Consider the following 16851-nt stretch of genomic DNA (forward strand, 5'->3'; position numbering starts at 1 on the left):
GCACTGCCTAAATTATGACCAAAAGATTAAAATTTGGGCAGCACGAATTGTGCAGCTGCGAAGAAAGCTGCTGATTCCGCAACGTAACCCTTCTCACTGAAAAATGGCACGCCTCTTGCTGACTACTTGGCTGCCGGAACGGTTCCGGTGAGCCAAAGGGGGCCAGGCATGAAATTCATCATCGCCATTATTAAACCATTCAAGCTCGATGAAGTCCGCGAAGCGCTGGGAGCCATTGGCGTTGCCGGAATGACCGTTTCGGAGGTCAAAGGATTTGGCCGCCAGAAAGGTCAGACCGAAATCTACCGCGGTGCGGAATACTCCACCAACATGCTGCCCAAGGTTAAACTCGAAATCGCGGCAAGCGACGATATCGCCGCGCAAGTAGTCGAGACCATCCAGCAGACCGCGAACACCGAAGCCATTGGCGACGGAAAGATTTTCGTCCTCGATCTCGCATCGGCGACGCGCATCCGCACCGGCGAAGCCGGCGAAACCGCACTTTAATAGGGGGACAAGCATCATGAAGCGTACTTTCCTGAAACTTTCCGCCCTTGCCACCGGCACTGCACTGTTCGCGCAGCCCGCGCTTGCGGCCGCACCCGCCGCAGCTGCCGACGCAGTCGGCGGCGGAACCGCCTACATTCTCAACACGCTGCTTTTCCTGATCGGCGGTTTCCTGGTCATGTGGATGGCGGCGGGCTTTGCCATGCTGGAGGCTGGACTGGTCCGGTCGAAAAACACATCGACCCAGTGCCTCAAGAATATCGGCCTCTATTCGATCGCCGGTCTGATGTTCTGGGTGATCGGTTATTCGATCGCTTATCCCGGGTTTGCCGAGGGGTCGCTCGGCCTGTTCGGCATTGCCGGTTTTCCCTATGCGATGCAGGGCGTGGGCGAGGCTGACCTCGACACCGGCTATTCGGTCGCGTCGGATTGGTTCTTCCAGATGGTGTTCTGCGCCACCACTGCGTCAATCGTTTCGGGCACCGTGGCCGAGCGCGTGAAGATCGTACCGTTCTTCATCTTCGTGACGGTGCTCACCGGTATCATCTATCCAGTGGTTGTCAGCTGGGAATGGGGTGCAGGCTATCTCGATAGTGTGCACGGCTTCAGCGACTTTGCCGGGTCTACTCTGGTTCATTCGACCGGCGGCTGGGCGGCCCTCATGGGCGCGATCATAATCGGACCGCGCGCCGGTCGCTATGGCGCAGACGGCAAGGTCAACGTCTTCCCGGGTGCAAACATCCCGCTCGCTACGCTCGGAACGTTCATCCTCTGGCTTGGCTGGTTCGGTTTCAACGGCGCTTCGCAGCTGGCGATGGGCACTGTCGGCGACGTATCGGATGTGTCCAAGATCTTCGTGAACACCAACATGGCTGCTGCCGGCGGTGTGGTGGTTGCGATCATCCTGACGCAGATCCTCTACAGGAAAGTCGACGTCACCATGGCGCTGAACGGCGCGCTGGCAGGCCTCGTGTCGATCACCGCAGAGCCGCTTGCACCCACAGTGGGCCAGTCCATCCTAATCGGCGGCATTGGCGGTGCGATCGTGGTCTTTGCGGTCCCGATGCTCGACAAGTTCAAGATCGATGACGTCGTCGGCGCGATCCCGGTTCACCTGTTCGCAGGTATCTGGGGCACGATGATCGTTCCGCTGACCAATAGCGATGCCTCCTATGGCGGCCAGTTCGTCGGCGTTGCGCTGACGGCCGTCTGGGTCAGCCTTGCATCGGCAGTGGTCTGGTACGCCCTCAAACTCACCATCGGGGTCCGCCCATCCGAAGAGGCAGAGGTCGGCGGTCTCGACCACGCGGAGATCGGCGTCGAAGCCTATCCCGAATTCGCTCGGACGACCTGAGCGACACCAGTTTGGCGGGGGAAGAACTCTCTCCTCTCCCTCTTCCCCCGCCTCAACACGTTCCTCCTGCGAACGAACAGACTGACGATGGCCGGAGCGGCAAACCCGCTTCGGCCACTTTTTGTTGGGAAGACGCTGTGGCTGGCGTGTAACACAATTGTAAGAAAAATCATGACCTCGACAGGCCCTCTATTGCGCAAAATTACACACTGCAGTCATTTGCTTGCGCGGGAAGGCTGCGCCTTTCCCGATCTGGAGGAGAGAATCGATGAAATCCCCAAGCATCATCCAAAAAAACAAAATGTTACGCCGGGCGGGTCTCCTGGCCGGTTGCGCCGCGGTCCTCAGCGCCGCACCGGTTGCGGCGCAAGATTCCGAGAGCGTTGCGGAAGCCGAGGTCAGCGGCAATGTCATCATTGTTACTGCTACAAAGCGCGATGAAGATCTTCAGGACATCCCTTTTTCGATCAACGCGCAGACCGCCGAAGACATCCAGCGCAGCGGCGCGGTCAATCTCGAAGACGTATCGCGCCTCGTAGCTGGTCTTAGCATTCAAAATCTCGGACCGGGTCAAAGCCAGGTCGCGATCCGCGGCGTTTCCGCGGGCCAAATCGTCCGCGACCAGCCCGGCGTCAAGGAGCAGGTCGGCGTCTACCTTGATGAATCGGTGATTTCGCTCTCGCTATTTACGCCCGACCTCGACCTGTTCGACCTGAACCGTGTCGAGACCCTGAGAGGCCCGCAGGGGACGCTGTTCGGTTCCGGCTCGATCGGCGGTACCATCCGCTATATTACGAACCAGCCTAATCTCGACACCGTCGAAGGCATGATCGAGGCGGACCTCAACCTAGTAGATGTGGACGACATCGGTTACAGTCTGAAAGGAGCCGTCAATGTCCCGCTGGTCGAGGATGTCGCCGCCATTCGGGCGGTTGGATATTACACGCAGTTTGGCGGGTTCATCAATGCGCTGACCGATGACGGCATCATTGAGGATGTCAATTCGGGTGAGCGGTATGGCGGGCGGTTGGCGCTTACCGTCAAGCCTGTCGAGACCGTCACCATCACCCCGCGTATCGTCTATCAGGAAATCATATCCGACGGTTTCAACAGGCAGGAGACGTTCAATCTCTTCGCCAATCCCTTCACCACGACACGCCCACCCATCCAGCTGGGCGAGCGCGAGCAATTCCTGCGCCTGCGCGAAGAATTTCGCGACGAAACGCTGATTGCAGATCTGGTAGTGGATGTGGAGCTCGGCGGAACGATCCTGACGTCTGTCACGAGCTACAGCGATCGCGAGATCCTGGTAAGCCGCGATGCGAGCGCGCTCACCGGCTCTGTCTCGGTCGATCTCGGTTTTCCGGATGCAGGCGTGCTGCTGCCATCGAATTTGCAGGACACGACAGACCTCAGCACATTCACGCAGGAATTGCGGCTTGCCTCGAACAATGACAGCCGCTTCCAGTGGGTGTTCGGCGGGTTCTATTCCGATATCGAGCGCGATTACACGCAGCGCCTTCCGACACCTGGATACGATGGATTCACTGATGCAGTTCTCGGTGCGGGCACTGCCGCTGCCGTTGCGAATGGCTTTCCGGCGGACTCGCCCTTCAACTCGGACCTCGACTTCAACATCGAGCAATATGCCGTGTTTGGCGAGGCAAGCTACGAAGTCACCGATCGCCTGACTCTGACAGCAGGCGGACGCTATTACGACTTCGAAGAGGATCGTACGATCATTACGGGCGGCCTGTTCGCCGCTGGCGGTCCGCTTCAGGAAGATGTCACCGCGTCGGACGGTTTCACGCCGCGTTTCCTTGCGAGTTTTGATGTTTCGGAGAATGTGACGATCAACGCGCAAGCCGCGCAGGGCTTTCGATTGGGCGGGGTTAACGATCCGCTCAACACCGGCTTGTGCGATGCTGCCGATTTCGCAATCTTCGGAGGGTTCCAGGATTTCGATGATGAAACGCTGTGGAACTACGAACTCGGTCTGAAATCGCAATTCGGGGCGTTCACCTTCAACGCGGCCGGTTTCTACACCGAGATCGACGATCTGCAGGTGACTCTGGACGCGGGAAGCTGTTCCTCGCGCATATCGTTTAACGTCCCGGAAGCGCATACTCTCGGTTTTGAATGGGAGTTTGCGGGACAGGTTGCGCCCGGTCTCGATATCGGAATTTCGGGGTCTGTACTCGAAGCAGAAATCGACTCGGCAGTGCTCGACGGGGCGGGCACGCCGTTTCCAGGCCTGCAGCCGGGCGATCGCCTGCCTTCGGTGCCCGAATTCCAGGTTTCAGCCGATGCAACCTATCGGTGGGATGTCGCGTTCGGCGAAGCGTTCCTAAACGGGACGTTCCAGCATGTCGGCGATCGCATCACGCAGCCGGGCGACCAATTCCCCGAATTGACACTGCCTGCGACGTCCGGATTGCCTTTTGCCGGTGCAACCGGGCTTGAGCCGCTGAACACCGATCCGGCGCTCGATTCCTATGAATTGGTGAACCTGAGCGCGGGGATCGATCTGGAAAACGAGCTCAGCATCACGGTCTACCTGCGCAATGTCTTCGATGTGAATCCGCTGCTGTCTTTCGACCGCGAACGCGGGGGCAGGGCACGGACAGGCTTCCGGGTCGGTCAACCGCGAACGCTAGGTGTGACGCTGCGCAAAGGGTTCTGAACGGCCGGCGTCAACGCGCAGACGAAGCTAGAAACGGAAAAGGGCCGCAGCGTACACTGCGGCCCCTTTATTGTTCGCCGCGACTTGCCCGCCGATCGTCACTCAGCAGCTTTGATGAAGTCGGCGCAGCGTTCACCGATCATGATGCTTGGAGCATTGGTGTTTCCGCTCACGATCTTCGGCATGATGCTCGCATCGGCGACCCACAATCCGTCGACGCCGTTCACTTTCAGCGTCGGATCGACCACCGCGTCATCGTCTGCGCCCATGTGGCACGTACCGACCGGGTGGTAAACGGTGTCCGCGCGTTCGCGGATGAGACTGTCGAGCGCGGCATCGTCATGCAGATCGACCGGATGGCGATCCGTAGGGCCGTAGGCTTGAAGCGGCGGTGCATCGGCGATGCGGTGCGATAGGCGCACACCCGCCCGAAGCACGGCGATATCGCGGTCATCGTCCAGGAAATTGGGATCGATTACCGGGGGTGCCTCTGCATTGCCCGATCCCAGGCGAACGGTACCGCGGCTTTCCGGACGCAGGACGCAGGCATGCAGCGAGAAGCCGTAGCCTTTCACATTCTCGCGTCCATGGTCCTCGAGCACGGCGGGTACGAAATGCCACTGAACATCGGGCGCGGATGCATCGTCCATCACCGTCCAAAAACCGCCAGCTTCGGCATAAGGTGTCGTCATAGCACCGGTTCGGCTGCGGCGGTGCTGCACGATTGCGCCCGCCATCTTCAGCGTGCCCTTGATCGTTCCACCGATCGGTACGTCGGATTCCGTCGACCAGCCAGATACGTAATCGATATGGTCCTGCAAATTGGATCCGACCGCGGGCTTATCGATAAAAACGTCGATCCCATGCTCCTTGAGATGTTCGGCCGGGCCGATGCCTGAGAGCATGAGGATTTGCGGAGAATTGAAAGCGCCCGCGGACAAGATCACGCCGCGCCGTGCGTAGATCATTTCGCTGCGCTTACCCCGCCGCACGCGTACGCCGGTCACGCGGCCGCCTTCGATTACCAGCTTTTCGACGAGTGTCTTGGTGCGCACCGCGAAATTGCCTTGTTCGCGGATCGGCTCGACATAAGCGCGAGATGCCGACCAACGCTCACCCTTGCGCTGGGTGACCTGGTAAAGGCCAAAACCGTCCTGGCGCTCGCCGTTAAAATCATCATTGGTGCGCAATTGCAGCGCGGCAGCGCTTTCGATGAAAGCATGGCTCGTTGGGTTGGGTTCGACCTGGTCGGAAACGAACAGTGGGCCGCCTTCGCCGTGATAATCGTCGGCCCCGCGTTCATTCGCTTCGGCCTTCCGGAAGTATGGGAGCACATCGTCGTACGACCAGCCGGTGCAGCCCATTTCCGCCCAATTGTCGTAATCCCACCTGTTGCCGCGGATATAGACCATGGCGTTGATGGCCGACGAGCCGCCAAGCCCCTTGCCGCGCGGTTGGTAGCCAATGCGACCGTTCAGCCCTTTTTGCGGAACCGTATCGTATTTGTAGTTCGACGAATTGCGGATGAAGGGCATGAAGCCCGGCGTCTTGATGAAGATATCGTTGTTGCGTCCGCCCGCCTCGATCAGACACACCCGGCGCGTTCCATCGACAGCCAGACGCCCTGCGGCGGCGCTGCCTCCGCTACCACCGCCAATCACGATATAATCGAAGCTTTCCATGCTCTCTCCTCTTGAGAGACAGGGTTAAGCGGCTTCGCCAGGCCTTTCAATCGGGTTTCGCACAGCAACCGATTTTGTCGGCGGCTGCTGGCCGGTCCGCATTCGCCAGCGATCGCGGATCATGTCGGACGTATCGCGGCTGCCGTCATGGCTCCAGCCCGGCTCGCGCAGCAGATAGGACAGCTTGTGCCTCCAGGGCGCGCGCCAGATATCGCTCAGCATTCCAATCCATTCATGGAACACCGCCCACAGCAGATTGAAGCTGCCCAACTGCTTGATAATGCCATAGCGGATCGGTTCGTCATCCCGCTCAGGCTCGAAAGTGCCGAACATCTTGTCCCACACGATAAAGACGCCTGCGTAATTGCGATCGAGGTAGCGGGGGTTGGTCGCGTGATGGACACGGTGGTGGCTTGGCGTGTTCATCACCGCCTCGAACCAGCGCGGCATACGCCCGATCGCTTCGGTGTGGATCCAGAACTGGTAGATCAGATTGAACCCGCCGCAGATCGCGATCATGATCGGATGGAAACCGAGCAGCACGAGTGGGACCGCGAACAGGAAGCCAAAGGTAAATGCACCGGTCCAGCTTTGCCTGAGTGCCGTCGACAGGTTGTAATGCTGGCTCGAATGGTGGTTCACATGGCTCGCCCACATCCAGCGAATGCGGTGCCCGGCGCGGTGAACCCAGTAATATTTGAGATCATCGAGCACGAAGCAAAGCGGCCATGCCCACCAGACTGCCCACCATTGCTCCCCAAAATCGAAGAGGCGGTATTCGTAGGCAGCAATGAACACGTAAAGCGCGAAACCGCCAAGCAATCCGCCAGCGACGGTGGAACCGAGGCCGAAGGCGAGGCTGACAAGAGTGTCCTTGGGCTCATACGCTTCGGGCGCGCGAAATCTGGCCCAGATCATCTCGGCCAGGACCGCCACGACAAACAGCGGTACGGCATATTCGGTGGGCGAGAAATCAGGCATTGCCGCGGTTCTTTAGCCGATTGATCGCATCAGCCCAAGATGCTGCGTTCGGGTGATGAAGGGTGATGCTGCCAAAACGCCTTTCACCCGAATTGACCGTCAAAAGCGTACCCTCGGCCACCGCATCGGCACCTGGACCAAGGAGCCTGCCAGCGAAACGGTTGCCATGGCGTTTTATGATCATGATCTGACCTTGTGCATCGCTCAGCACCGCGCCGGCCCCATCTTCGCTGATCGCAAGATCGACGGCGTCGAATCCGTCCTGAACCTCGCTTGCGGCCTGTATGGCGTCGCCCTCATCTGCGAGGCTGGCTTCACCGCCCAATCTCAGGAGCACGGCCAGCCCGCTCAGCGCCACGATCGCAGCGAGCGAGACAGCGAAAATGAGGATTTGCGGGTGAATTTCCATGCCAAGACGGATTGGCATGCGGCCCGCTTTGCGGCAAGCAGGAGCCAAGGGAGAATACGATGAAATTGCCGACAACGCCGCTCGCAGCCGCTGCATTTGTGACGCTGGCTTTCGCCTCAGCACCTCTGACCGCCGATAACCACACCCAGCTCAGCGTCGACCCAGCCGCATTTGTGGCTGCCGATTCCGAAAGGACCGCGCGCGTCGCGAAGCAGCTGTGGGACTATGCCGAGCTCGGTTATCTTGAAACGCAGTCGACGAACCTGCTGCAAAGCGAGCTTTCGGCCGAGGGGTTTGAGATCGAGAGCGGGATCGCTGACATCCCGACAGCTTTCGTCGCCGAGTGGGGCGAAGGCGGCCCGGTGATCGCAATCTTTGCTGAAATGGATGCTCTGCCTGGCATCAACCAGTCGGCGTCGGCGCTTCGCGACCAAGTCGCGGGCAAGCATGCGGGCCACGCCTGCGGTCACAACCTTTTCGGCGCAGGTTCGCTTACGGCGGCAATCGCGGTCAAGAAATGGCTTGAAGAAACCGGCACGTCCGGCCGCATTCGCTTTTACGGCACGCCAGCAGAAGAGGGCGGATCCGGCAAGGTCTACATGACCCGCGCAGGAATGTTCGACGATGTCGATGTCGCAATCCACTGGCATCCGGGTGACGAAAACAGCGCGGCTGCCCGGACAAGTCTGGCGAACCGCTCGGCCAAGTTCCGTTTTACAGGAATTTCGGCTCATGCCGCAGGTGCTCCGGAACGCGGCCGGTCCGCGCTCGACGGTGCAGAGGCGATGAACATGATGGCGAACATGCTGCACGAACACATGCCGCAGGATGCCCGTATGCATTACGTCATCACCAGCGGAGGCAACGCGCCGAACGTCGTTCCCGATTTTGCCGAGGTGTTCTACTATGTCCGCCACCCCGATCCTGACGGCGTCGAAGAAATCTGGACCCGACTCGAGAACGCTGCGCGCGGTGCGGCGTTAGGCACGGGGACCGAAGTCGATTGGGAAGTGATCCATGGCAACAACCCGCTGCTGGTGAATGAAACCCTCGCCAAGGTAATGGATGAGAAGCTGCGCAGCGCAGGCGGCATCGAATATTCGGCCGAGGAGACCGAGTGGGCGGAGCAACTGCAGGCTTCGCTGGGGGATGCAGCCGAACCGCTGTCCGAGGCGGGTAGGGTCCAGCCTTACGAAGTCACGCTGGGGTATGGTTCGACCGATGTCGGGGATGTGTCCTGGGCGACGCCGACTGTCGGATTGCGAACTGCGACCTGGGTGCCGGGCACCAGCGCGCATAGCTGGCAGGCAGTCGCGGCAAGCGGCCATTCAATCGGGTTCAAGGGCACTCAGAAAGCGGCCGAAGTCATTTCTCTGATGGCTGCCGAGCTGTTCACGAATCCCGAGCTCCGCGAAGCGGCGCGCGCCGAATTCGAAAGCTCGCGCGGTGCCGATTATGAGTATCGCTCGCTATTGGGCGACCGCGAGCCGCCGCTCGATTACCGTAAATAGCTCTATCGGGCGGCCAGCATGTCGATCATCGGGCGAATCGGGGTAACGTCATAACCGGCCGCCATGGCCGTTTCTGCGATCTCGTCCGGTTCGCCGCCCGACTTCGCCTGAGCGAGCGCCCACAGTAGCGTCGACCGGGTACCCGAGCGGCAATAGGCGAGCACTTTGCCGTCACCATTGGACAGCGCGTCGATCATTTGATCGATTTGCGGTTCGCTGAAACCGGCATGTCCGATCGGGATCGCCGCATAATCGATGCCCGCTGCGCGCGCTGCAGCCTCTATTTCGTCGCTTTGCGGCGCCGAGGGCTCCTCGCCATCGGGGCGATTGTTGACGATGAGAGTCACGCCTGCATCCTTTGCTGCTCCCACATCCTCGACGCTGATTTGCGGGCTGGCCAATACCGAATCGGTCAATTGTCGAAATTCGCTCACGATGCTCCTATCCTCCAAGTGTTCTCCGGTCCTAGGATCGTCCGGTGTGTTATTCAATCGCAGCGGCCAAGTCTCGCGGCGCTCTTGGTCGGTGCGAATTTGTCATAATTTTGCGCGATAGTCCGGTTACGGGTTAAATCATTCGCAAAGCAGTTCTTTGTGCGCTATGACCCGCGATAGAGAGCGATATTCGATCCGTCGAAGGTTCGCTTGCGTTCGGTACGGACTGCTGCCCCGCTACCGACGCATTGGAGGTGGGCAGTGTGACAAGGTACGTGAAGAGTTATGGGTTACGATAGGGGACGTCGGCGCGGCCGGGATAAGCGCGACGGTTTCGGCGAGGACAGTTTCGATCCTTTTGGCGGCGGTATGGACGGATTTCCCCCGCCCAGCGACTATGGCAACGACCGCGGCGGCAATGACAGGTTCGGCGGCGGTGGTGGTGACCGCGGCGGCGACCGGTTTGGCGGCGGTGGCGGAGGCCCTCGTGGCGGTGGTGGTCCGCGCGGCGGCGGCGGAGGTGGCGGTTTCAACCGCATGCCCGCTCAGGTGGTCGGCACCGGAAAAGGCACCGTCAAATTCTTTAATGGACAAAAGGGCTTCGGCTTCATCCAGCAGGAAACTGGCGGAGAAGACGTCTTCGTGCATATCAGCGCAGTGGAACGCGCCGGGCTTGAAGGATTGGCAGAAGGCCAGGAACTCGAGTTTAACCTGGTCGATCGCGGCGGGAAGATTTCCGCTCAGGACCTTCAGGTGGTCGGTGACGTGATTGCCGTCGAAAAGAACGATGGTCCCCCGAAGCGCGAGCTGACAGGCGACAAGGCCACAGGCACGGTGAAGTTCTTCAATTCCATGAAGGGCTTCGGATTCCTGGTGCGCGACGACGGTCAGCCCGATGCGTTCGTCCATATCAGCGCCGTGGAGCGCTCCGGCCTCAATGCAATCAACGAAGGCGAACGCTTCGAATTCGATCTCGAAGTTGACCGACGCGGAAAGTATTCTGCGGTCAACCTCGTGCCGGTTCAGGAGTAGTCTTTCCAAACCTATCCGGCCGTTTGACCAACCAAGCGAGCGGCCCTATCTCACTTCGAATGGCGGCTCGTAATTGAGCCGCCATTTGCTTTTCAACTCGATTCCAAAGCTAGGATTCCGATTATGTCGATTACTCCGCTCATGCCCGTATACCCCCGCTGCGGTGTCCGGCCTGTCCGCGGCGAGCATTGCCACCTGATCGACGAGGATGGCACGCGCTACCTGGATTTTGCGAGTGGTATCGCGGTGAACCTGCTCGGCCATTCGCATCCGGGCTTGATCGAGGCGATCCAGAAGCAGGCCGAGACGCTGATGCATGTCTCCAACCTGTATGGCAGTCCGCAAGGCGAAAAGCTGGCGCAGCAGCTGGTCGACAACACCTTCGCTGATACAGTCTTCTTCACGAATTCAGGCGCTGAGGCAGTCGAAACCGCGATCAAATGCGTGCGCGCGTATTACCAGAACGCGGGCGATGCTGGTGACGCCGATCGTTTCGAGATCATCACTTTCGCCAATGCGTTTCACGGTCGAACGATGGCCACGATCAGCGCATCCAACCAGACGAAAATGCATCACGGCTTCTCTCCGCTTCTTGATGGTTTCAAATACGCGGAGTTCGATGATCTCGAAGCGGCCAAATCCCTGATCGGTCCCAAGACCGCGGGTTTCCTAGTCGAGCCTATTCAGGGTGAAGGCGGTATCCGTCCGGCCTCTATGGAGTTCATGCGAGGTCTTCGCGCACTGGCCGATGAGCACGGTCTTATGCTGGCGCTCGACGAGGTGCAGTGCGGCGTCGCTCGGACCGGCACGCTTTACGCTTACGAACAATACGGCATCACGCCCGACATCGTGGCGACAGCAAAAGGGCTTGGTGGAGGATTTCCGCTTGGCGCATGCCTCGCCACCGAAGATGCCGCCCGCGGCATGACTTTCGGCACGCACGGCTCAACCTATGGCGGCAATCCGCTCGCGATGGCGGCGGGAAGCGCGGTCATGGACGCAGTGGCTAACGAGGAATTCCTCGCGTCCGTACGCGAAAAGGGCGAACGCATCCGCACCCGTCTCGAACAATTCATCGGGAATTACCCAGAACTGTTTGAACTCGTTCGCGGCAAGGGCTTGATGCTCGGGATCAAGATGAAGGTCGAGAGCAGGCCTTTCTTCGTACACCTGCGCGATAATCACCAATTGCTGACCGTAGCCGCGGGTGATCAGACATTACGTGTAATCCCACCGCTCGTGATTGGTGACGAGGAGATCGACGAGTTCTTCGAGAAGCTTTCGGCTGGTGCCGCAAGTTTTCAGGTTACGGAAGCAGCGTGATGCCGGGCTCGAACGCCAATCAGCATTTCCTCGATCTGAGCGATGCCGGTGCCAATGCGATTGCGGCGATGATCGGGGATGCGATCGACCGCAAGCAGGCGCGCCAAGGCTGGCCCAAGGGAAAGCCTGACGCAGATGCGCCGCTCGCCGGGCGCGTGCTCGCGCTGGTGTTCGAGAAAAACTCCACCCGCACGCGCGTGAGTTTCGATATTGCGATGCGCCAGCTTGGCGGCAGCGTCCTGATATTGGATGCGGGATCAAGTCAGCTCGGCCGCGGCGAAAGCATAGCCGATACGGCGCGTGTGCTCAGCAGAATGGTCGATGCCATCATGCTGCGCACCGACGATCACGCCAAGATCGAAGAAATGGCCCGCTATGCCAGCGTGCCGGTCATCAACGGCCTGACCGATCGCTCGCATCCCTGCCAGATCGTTGCTGATCTGCTGACAGTGATCGAGCATGGCAAAGCGCTACCTGGCCTGGAAGTGGCATGGTTCGGCGATGGTAATAATGTGCTGCACTCGTTCCTCGAAGCGGCGAGCCTGATGAAGTTCAATATGCGTATAGCCACGCCCGCCGGCTTCGAGCCTGAAGGTGAATTCATCGATATGGCGCAGAGTGCCGGCTGTACTGTGATGTTGACGCAGAATGCGCACGAGGCGGCACGCAATGCCGATGTGCTGGTCACCGATACCTGGATTTCCATGGGCCAGGCCGACGCGGAGGAAAAGCGCGCGGCGATGGAGCCATTTCAGATCAACGCCGACATCATGGCGGAGGCTAAGGAAGACGCGCTTTTTCTTCACTGCCTCCCCGCTCACGTCGGCGAAGAGGTCAGCGAAGACGTTTTCGAAGGTCCGCAATCCGTTGTCTTCGATGAGGCGGAAAACCGCATCCATGCTCAGAAGTCGGTGTTGCTCTGGTCGCTTGGGCTGCTGGGCTGATTTGCCGAATTGCGCCTGCTGGGGTTAACGCAGGCGACCTGAGGCACCATATCGCTGCGATGGAAAATCAGGCCGAGACCTTCGCCGACAAGCTTTTGGGCTTCACTTTGCCGGCTCGCAATGCCCGCGCACGCGCCGTCCGCTTGGACCGCGTGGTCAATGACGTGCTCTCCGCGCACGACTATCCGCCGCCGATCACGCACCTTCTTGGTGAAGCGCTCGTGCTCAGCGCGCTTATGGGAGGATTGCTAAAGGGTGAGAACGCCCAGCTGACAATGCAGGCGCAGACGCAAGGCGGCGTAGTCTCCCTGCTTGTGTGCGACTTTCGCGCGGGCGAAATGCGGGGCTATGTCGATTTCGACGCTGAGCGTCTGGAGGCGCTAGGCGCCAACCCTTCTCTGTCAGCGCTTTTCGATGAAGGGTATCTTGCAATCACCTTCGAGACAGGCGGCGGGGAACGGTATCAAGGTATCGTGCCGCTCGAAGGTGAGACGCTGGCGGAAGCCTGCGAGATGTATTTCAGCCAGTCCGAGCAAATCCCGACTATGATCCGGATTGCCAGTCGCGCGGGAGCGGGGGATCGCGTTGCCGCGGGGTTGCTTATCCAACATCTCGCCGACGGCGAAGAAGGGCGCGAGCGGCTTCACGTGCGTCTCGACCATCCCGATTGGGAACACGTGGCGACCTTGGGATCGACAATCAGCCATGAAGAACTGGTCGACCCCGACCTATCGATGGAAGCGATCGCATGGCGCTTGTTTCATGAGGAAGATGAGGTCCGGGTCCAGCCAGGGCCCAAACTGTCCCGAGGGTGCCGGTGCAGCGCGGAGTATTACGAGGCGGTCATTGCGCGCTTCCCTGATGACGAACGCGCTGACATGCGGAACGAAAATGGTCAGATCGTCGTTGATTGCGCGTTTTGCGCGAAAGAATTCGAACTCGCGATTTAACAATTTGTCGCTGTTCAGAAACGACTCATCGTGCATAATGCACTTCGACCGCGAGATTTCCGGCAAACAGGCGATGATGATCCGATGATGCAACGATTTTCGAATAGCAAGATTGCAACCCGCACGGCTTTCGCCGCAGCCGTGATTGCGTTCGCCGTTCCGGTACTCGCACAGTCGGATGGTTTGTCCATGCTGGGAAAACTTACGAAAGGCGAATGGACGGTGAAGCCGAGAGATGGCGCGCCGGAGCGCAAGATATGTGTGCGAACAGGGCAGGAACTGATTCAGCTCCAGCATAGTGAGCGCGGTTGCAGCCGCTTTGTTGTTGAGGACGCGCCCTTCAAAGTAACGGTGCAGTACACTTGCCCCGGTAATGGATACGGGCGCACTTATATCCGTCGAGAAACGGAGACGCTGGTACAGATCGAAAGCCAGGGCATTTCGAATGGATTGCCTTTTCAGCTCGCGGGTGAGGCTCGTCGGACGGGGACCTGCTAGACGGGCAATCGATCCGGGATTGCGTATCTCTCCATTGAGGGTAATCGTCCCTTAATGAGCGAAGCCGAAATGATGACTCCAAAACATGCTGCAGTCGTTTTGCTGTCCGGCGGGCTCGACTCGATGGTCACCGCGGCAATTGCGAAGGAGCGGGGATTCAATGTTCGTGCCCTGTCGATCGACTATGGGCAGCGGCATCGCCTCGAGCTCGCTTCTGCCAAACGTATCGCGGAGAAGCTGGATCTGGCGGATCATGTCGAGATCGAATTGGATTTGCGCGCGTTTGGCGGTTCCGCGCTGACAGATTCGATTGCGGTTCCGAAGTCCGGTGTCGATGATACGATACCAGTAACTTATGTCCCCGCACGCAATCTCGTCTTTCTCGCTCTTACTACAGCATGCGCGGAAGCAGCTGGCGCCTCGGATGTCTTCATCGGCGTGAATGCACTCGATTATTCCGGCTACCCTGATTGCCGACCTGAATTTATCGCGAGCTTTACGGAAACAGCGAGGCTGGGCACGAAAGCTGGGGTCGAAGGCAGCGCGTTTGTGGTTCATACGCCGCTGCAGCATATGACTAAGGCCGATATTGCGAGAGAATGCGACCGGCTGGGTTTGGACCCCGCATGGAGTTGGTCATGTTACGATCCCGTCCCGGGGGACATCGCGTGCGGGCTATGCGATTCTTGCCGTCTGCGCAAAAAGGGATTTGCCGAAGCTGGAATTACCGATAGCACAGTGTACGCGGCTTAGCACGGCCACGGCGACGCATAGCAATTCAACTGAATGTGCCTTGGGGGATCGATCTTTGAGCGACGACACAAAAGACCAGGCTGGCCAAGCAGACCAGCCGGTCCCTGCCTATAGTTGGTACGCGCTGAGCGTTCTGGTTCTAATTTACGTCCTCAATTTCATCGATCGGCAAATCCTTTCGATCCTGGCCAATGACATCAAGGCAGATCTGGGCGTCGATGACGCCTATCTCGGCTTTCTCTATGGAACCGCTTTCGCGATTTTCTACGCGCTCTTCGGCATTCCGTTAGGTAAGCTGGCGGATAGCTGGAAACGCGTGCGGCTGATGACGATTGGCTTGACCTTATGGTCAGCCATGACGGCGGTTTCCGGTTTCGCGCGAGACGCAGCCACGCTTACCGTCGCCAGGATTGGCGTCGGCGTCGGTGAAGCGACTGCGAGCCCTTCGGCATATTCGCTTATTTCAGATTGGTTTCCTGCTCGCCTACGCGCCACCGCACTCGCGATCTATTCGTCGGGCTTGTATATCGGTGGCGGCGTTTCGCTAGCCATCGGCGGGGTCATCGTCGACAATTGGAACAGAGCATTCCCGCAAGGCGATCCTTACCTTGGCCTGGCGGGGTGGCAGGCAGCCTTTATTGCGGTCGGCGTACCCGGATTGTTGCTAGCAATTTGGGTATTCACACTGCGTGAGCCCGTCCGGGGCGCGATCGATGGTCTGCCGACGCCAGAAGACCCGCACCCATTCCGTGGATTTATGCGTGAGCTCTATACTGTCATCCCGCCATTCACATTCGTTGGAGCGGCTGCGCGTGGTGCCAGCGCGTTCGCTATCAATGTAGCAGTGTTCTTGGGTGCATTGGTGGCCGCTCATTTGGTTACCACCGTTCTCCAATCCGGCGAGGGTCTCATCTGGGGAGCCCTTGGAAGCGTGCTTGGCGTTGAGCTGCCGGCGATTACGGATCAGTGGTTACTTCTCGCAATCGGATATTATGCCGTGTTCTGCTGGGCCAGTGCTCTTCGGCAACGCGATTATCCGACTTTTGCCTTGACGTGGGGCTCGCCGGCATTCCTGTGCACCATCTTGGGGTATGGCACAGTGGCGTTCATGGCCTACTCTGCATCGTATTGGGGCGCACCGTACGCCGAACGTGTCTTTGACGTATCGAAAGCTGAACTCGGTTTCTGGCTGGGCGGTGGAGGAGCTGCGGGCGGTTTCTTGGGGGTCATCCTTGGCGGACGCATGGCCGATTTCCTGTTCACGCGGACGCCAAGCGGTCGCATTTGGGTGGTGCTTTTCGGACTGCTTAGCCCGATACCGTTCGCGATAGTTCAATATACGACTGACATTTGGCCATTGTTCTTGGCGCTCAATGTAGTTGTGGGCGCGCTCGCGGCTTCCGCTCTGGGCGCAGCGGCGGCAAGCAGTCAGGCTCTTGTGCTCCCACGGATGAGGGGGACTGCGACGGCGACCTTCTTTCTCGCAACCACTTTGGTCGGCTTGGCACTTGGGCCTTATATGGCGGGATATGTATCGGCGCAAAACGATGGCGATTTGAGTGCTGGTGTTTTGTCGACCCTTTGGATCACGCCGATAGGTCTGGTCTTGTTGATAGGCGCACTTCGGCTGGTTCCTCAGGCGAATGCTACGGTGGTTGACCGTGCAAAGGCCGCTGGTGAGCAGACTTGATCGAGGTGCGCGTCCCCGTGGGGGTGACCAAGGGTAGATCATTGCCGGCAACGCGCAGCTCGGTTGGTCCGGCAGTGACTAAGAAATGATCGCAAGGGTC

General features: G+C 59.2%; 15 protein-coding genes. 11 read left to right on the forward strand and 4 right to left on the reverse strand.

The window, feature by feature from the left end; translation table 11 throughout:
- The first annotated feature begins 168 nt into the window (after positions 1–168).
- The 3 genes from IB285_RS14095 to IB285_RS14105 all read left to right on the forward strand — a co-directional run bounded on the left by IB285_RS14095 (position 169) and on the right by IB285_RS14105 (position 4544).
- On the forward strand, positions 169–507 hold the full coding sequence (locus IB285_RS14095; RefSeq protein WP_190788754.1) for a P-II family nitrogen regulator: 339 nt from the start codon (positions 169–171) through the stop codon (positions 505–507).
- A 16-nt stretch (positions 508–523) separates the two neighbouring features.
- A complete protein-coding gene (locus tag IB285_RS14100) occupies positions 524–1861 on the forward strand; it encodes an ammonium transporter family protein (RefSeq protein WP_190788755.1) in 1338 nt (445 codons plus the stop codon).
- 301 nt (positions 1862–2162) lie between these two features.
- Positions 2163–4544 (forward strand): TonB-dependent receptor, encoded by a 2382-nt coding sequence (locus tag IB285_RS14105; RefSeq protein ID WP_190788756.1) that lies wholly within the window; start codon positions 2163–2165, stop codon positions 4542–4544.
- A 98-nt stretch (positions 4545–4642) separates the two neighbouring features.
- On the opposite strand, the gene IB285_RS14110 is transcribed toward IB285_RS14105, so the two are convergent.
- From IB285_RS14110 to IB285_RS14120, 3 genes are read right to left on the reverse strand one after another with little or no spacing between them, the layout of a single operon-like run.
- Positions 4643–6226 (reverse strand): GMC family oxidoreductase, encoded by a 1584-nt coding sequence (locus IB285_RS14110; RefSeq protein WP_190788757.1) that lies wholly within the window; start codon positions 6224–6226, stop codon positions 4643–4645.
- Positions 6227–6250: 24 nt separating this feature from the next.
- On the reverse strand, positions 6251–7207 hold the full coding sequence (locus IB285_RS14115; protein WP_190788758.1) for a sterol desaturase family protein: 957 nt from the start codon (positions 7205–7207) through the stop codon (positions 6251–6253).
- The gene (locus tag IB285_RS14120) at positions 7200–7634 is read right to left on the reverse strand and encodes a hypothetical protein (protein WP_234033221.1); all 435 of its coding nucleotides are present in this window, start codon (positions 7632–7634) and stop codon (positions 7200–7202) included. The genes IB285_RS14115 and IB285_RS14120 overlap by 8 nt, the downstream gene beginning before the upstream one ends.
- Before the next feature lie 41 nt (positions 7635–7675).
- Here IB285_RS14120 and IB285_RS14125 point away from each other — a divergent pair, with 41 nt between their 5' ends.
- Entirely contained in the window at positions 7676–9127 is a 1452-nt protein-coding gene (locus IB285_RS14125) for an amidohydrolase (protein WP_190788759.1), read from the forward strand.
- Between the two features lie 2 nt (positions 9128–9129).
- Here IB285_RS14125 and IB285_RS14130 read toward each other — a convergent pair whose 3' ends face one another.
- Positions 9130–9561: a TIGR01244 family sulfur transferase gene (locus tag IB285_RS14130; RefSeq protein WP_190788760.1), complete on the reverse strand. Its 432-nt coding sequence runs from the start codon at positions 9559–9561 to the stop codon at positions 9130–9132.
- A gap of 285 nt (positions 9562–9846) precedes the next feature.
- Between IB285_RS14130 and IB285_RS15155 the strand changes: the two genes are divergently transcribed.
- From IB285_RS15155 to IB285_RS14165, 7 genes are all read left to right on the forward strand, one after another.
- Positions 9847–10593 carry a cold-shock protein gene (locus tag IB285_RS15155; protein ID WP_190788761.1) on the forward strand — a complete coding sequence of 249 codons (747 nt, stop codon included), beginning with the start codon at positions 9847–9849 and terminating at the stop codon, positions 10591–10593.
- 123 nt (positions 10594–10716) lie between these two features.
- Complete coding sequence (locus tag IB285_RS14140; protein ID WP_190788762.1) at positions 10717–11916, forward strand: aspartate aminotransferase family protein; 1200 nt, start codon at positions 10717–10719, stop codon at positions 11914–11916.
- Positions 11916–12860, forward strand: coding sequence for an ornithine carbamoyltransferase (argF, locus tag IB285_RS14145; protein WP_190788763.1), 945 nt, complete (start codon positions 11916–11918; stop codon positions 12858–12860). The genes IB285_RS14140 and argF overlap by 1 nt, the downstream gene beginning before the upstream one ends.
- A gap of 59 nt (positions 12861–12919) precedes the next feature.
- Positions 12920–13810 carry an Hsp33 family molecular chaperone HslO gene (gene hslO / locus IB285_RS14150; RefSeq protein ID WP_190788764.1) on the forward strand — a complete coding sequence of 297 codons (891 nt, stop codon included), beginning with the start codon at positions 12920–12922 and terminating at the stop codon, positions 13808–13810.
- Positions 13811–13840: 30 nt separating this feature from the next.
- Entirely contained in the window at positions 13841–14308 is a 468-nt protein-coding gene (locus tag IB285_RS14155) for a hypothetical protein (protein ID WP_328705899.1), read from the forward strand.
- Positions 14309–14362: 54 nt separating this feature from the next.
- A complete protein-coding gene (queC, locus tag IB285_RS14160) occupies positions 14363–15061 on the forward strand; it encodes a 7-cyano-7-deazaguanine synthase QueC (protein ID WP_234033229.1) in 699 nt (232 codons plus the stop codon).
- Positions 15062–15116: 55 nt separating this feature from the next.
- Entirely contained in the window at positions 15117–16751 is a 1635-nt protein-coding gene (locus tag IB285_RS14165; protein ID WP_190788765.1) for an MFS transporter, read from the forward strand.
- Positions 16752–16851 lie beyond the last annotated feature (100 nt).

The organism is Erythrobacter rubeus, from assembly GCF_014705715.1.
Lineage (GTDB): Bacteria > Pseudomonadota > Alphaproteobacteria > Sphingomonadales > Sphingomonadaceae > Erythrobacter > Erythrobacter rubeus.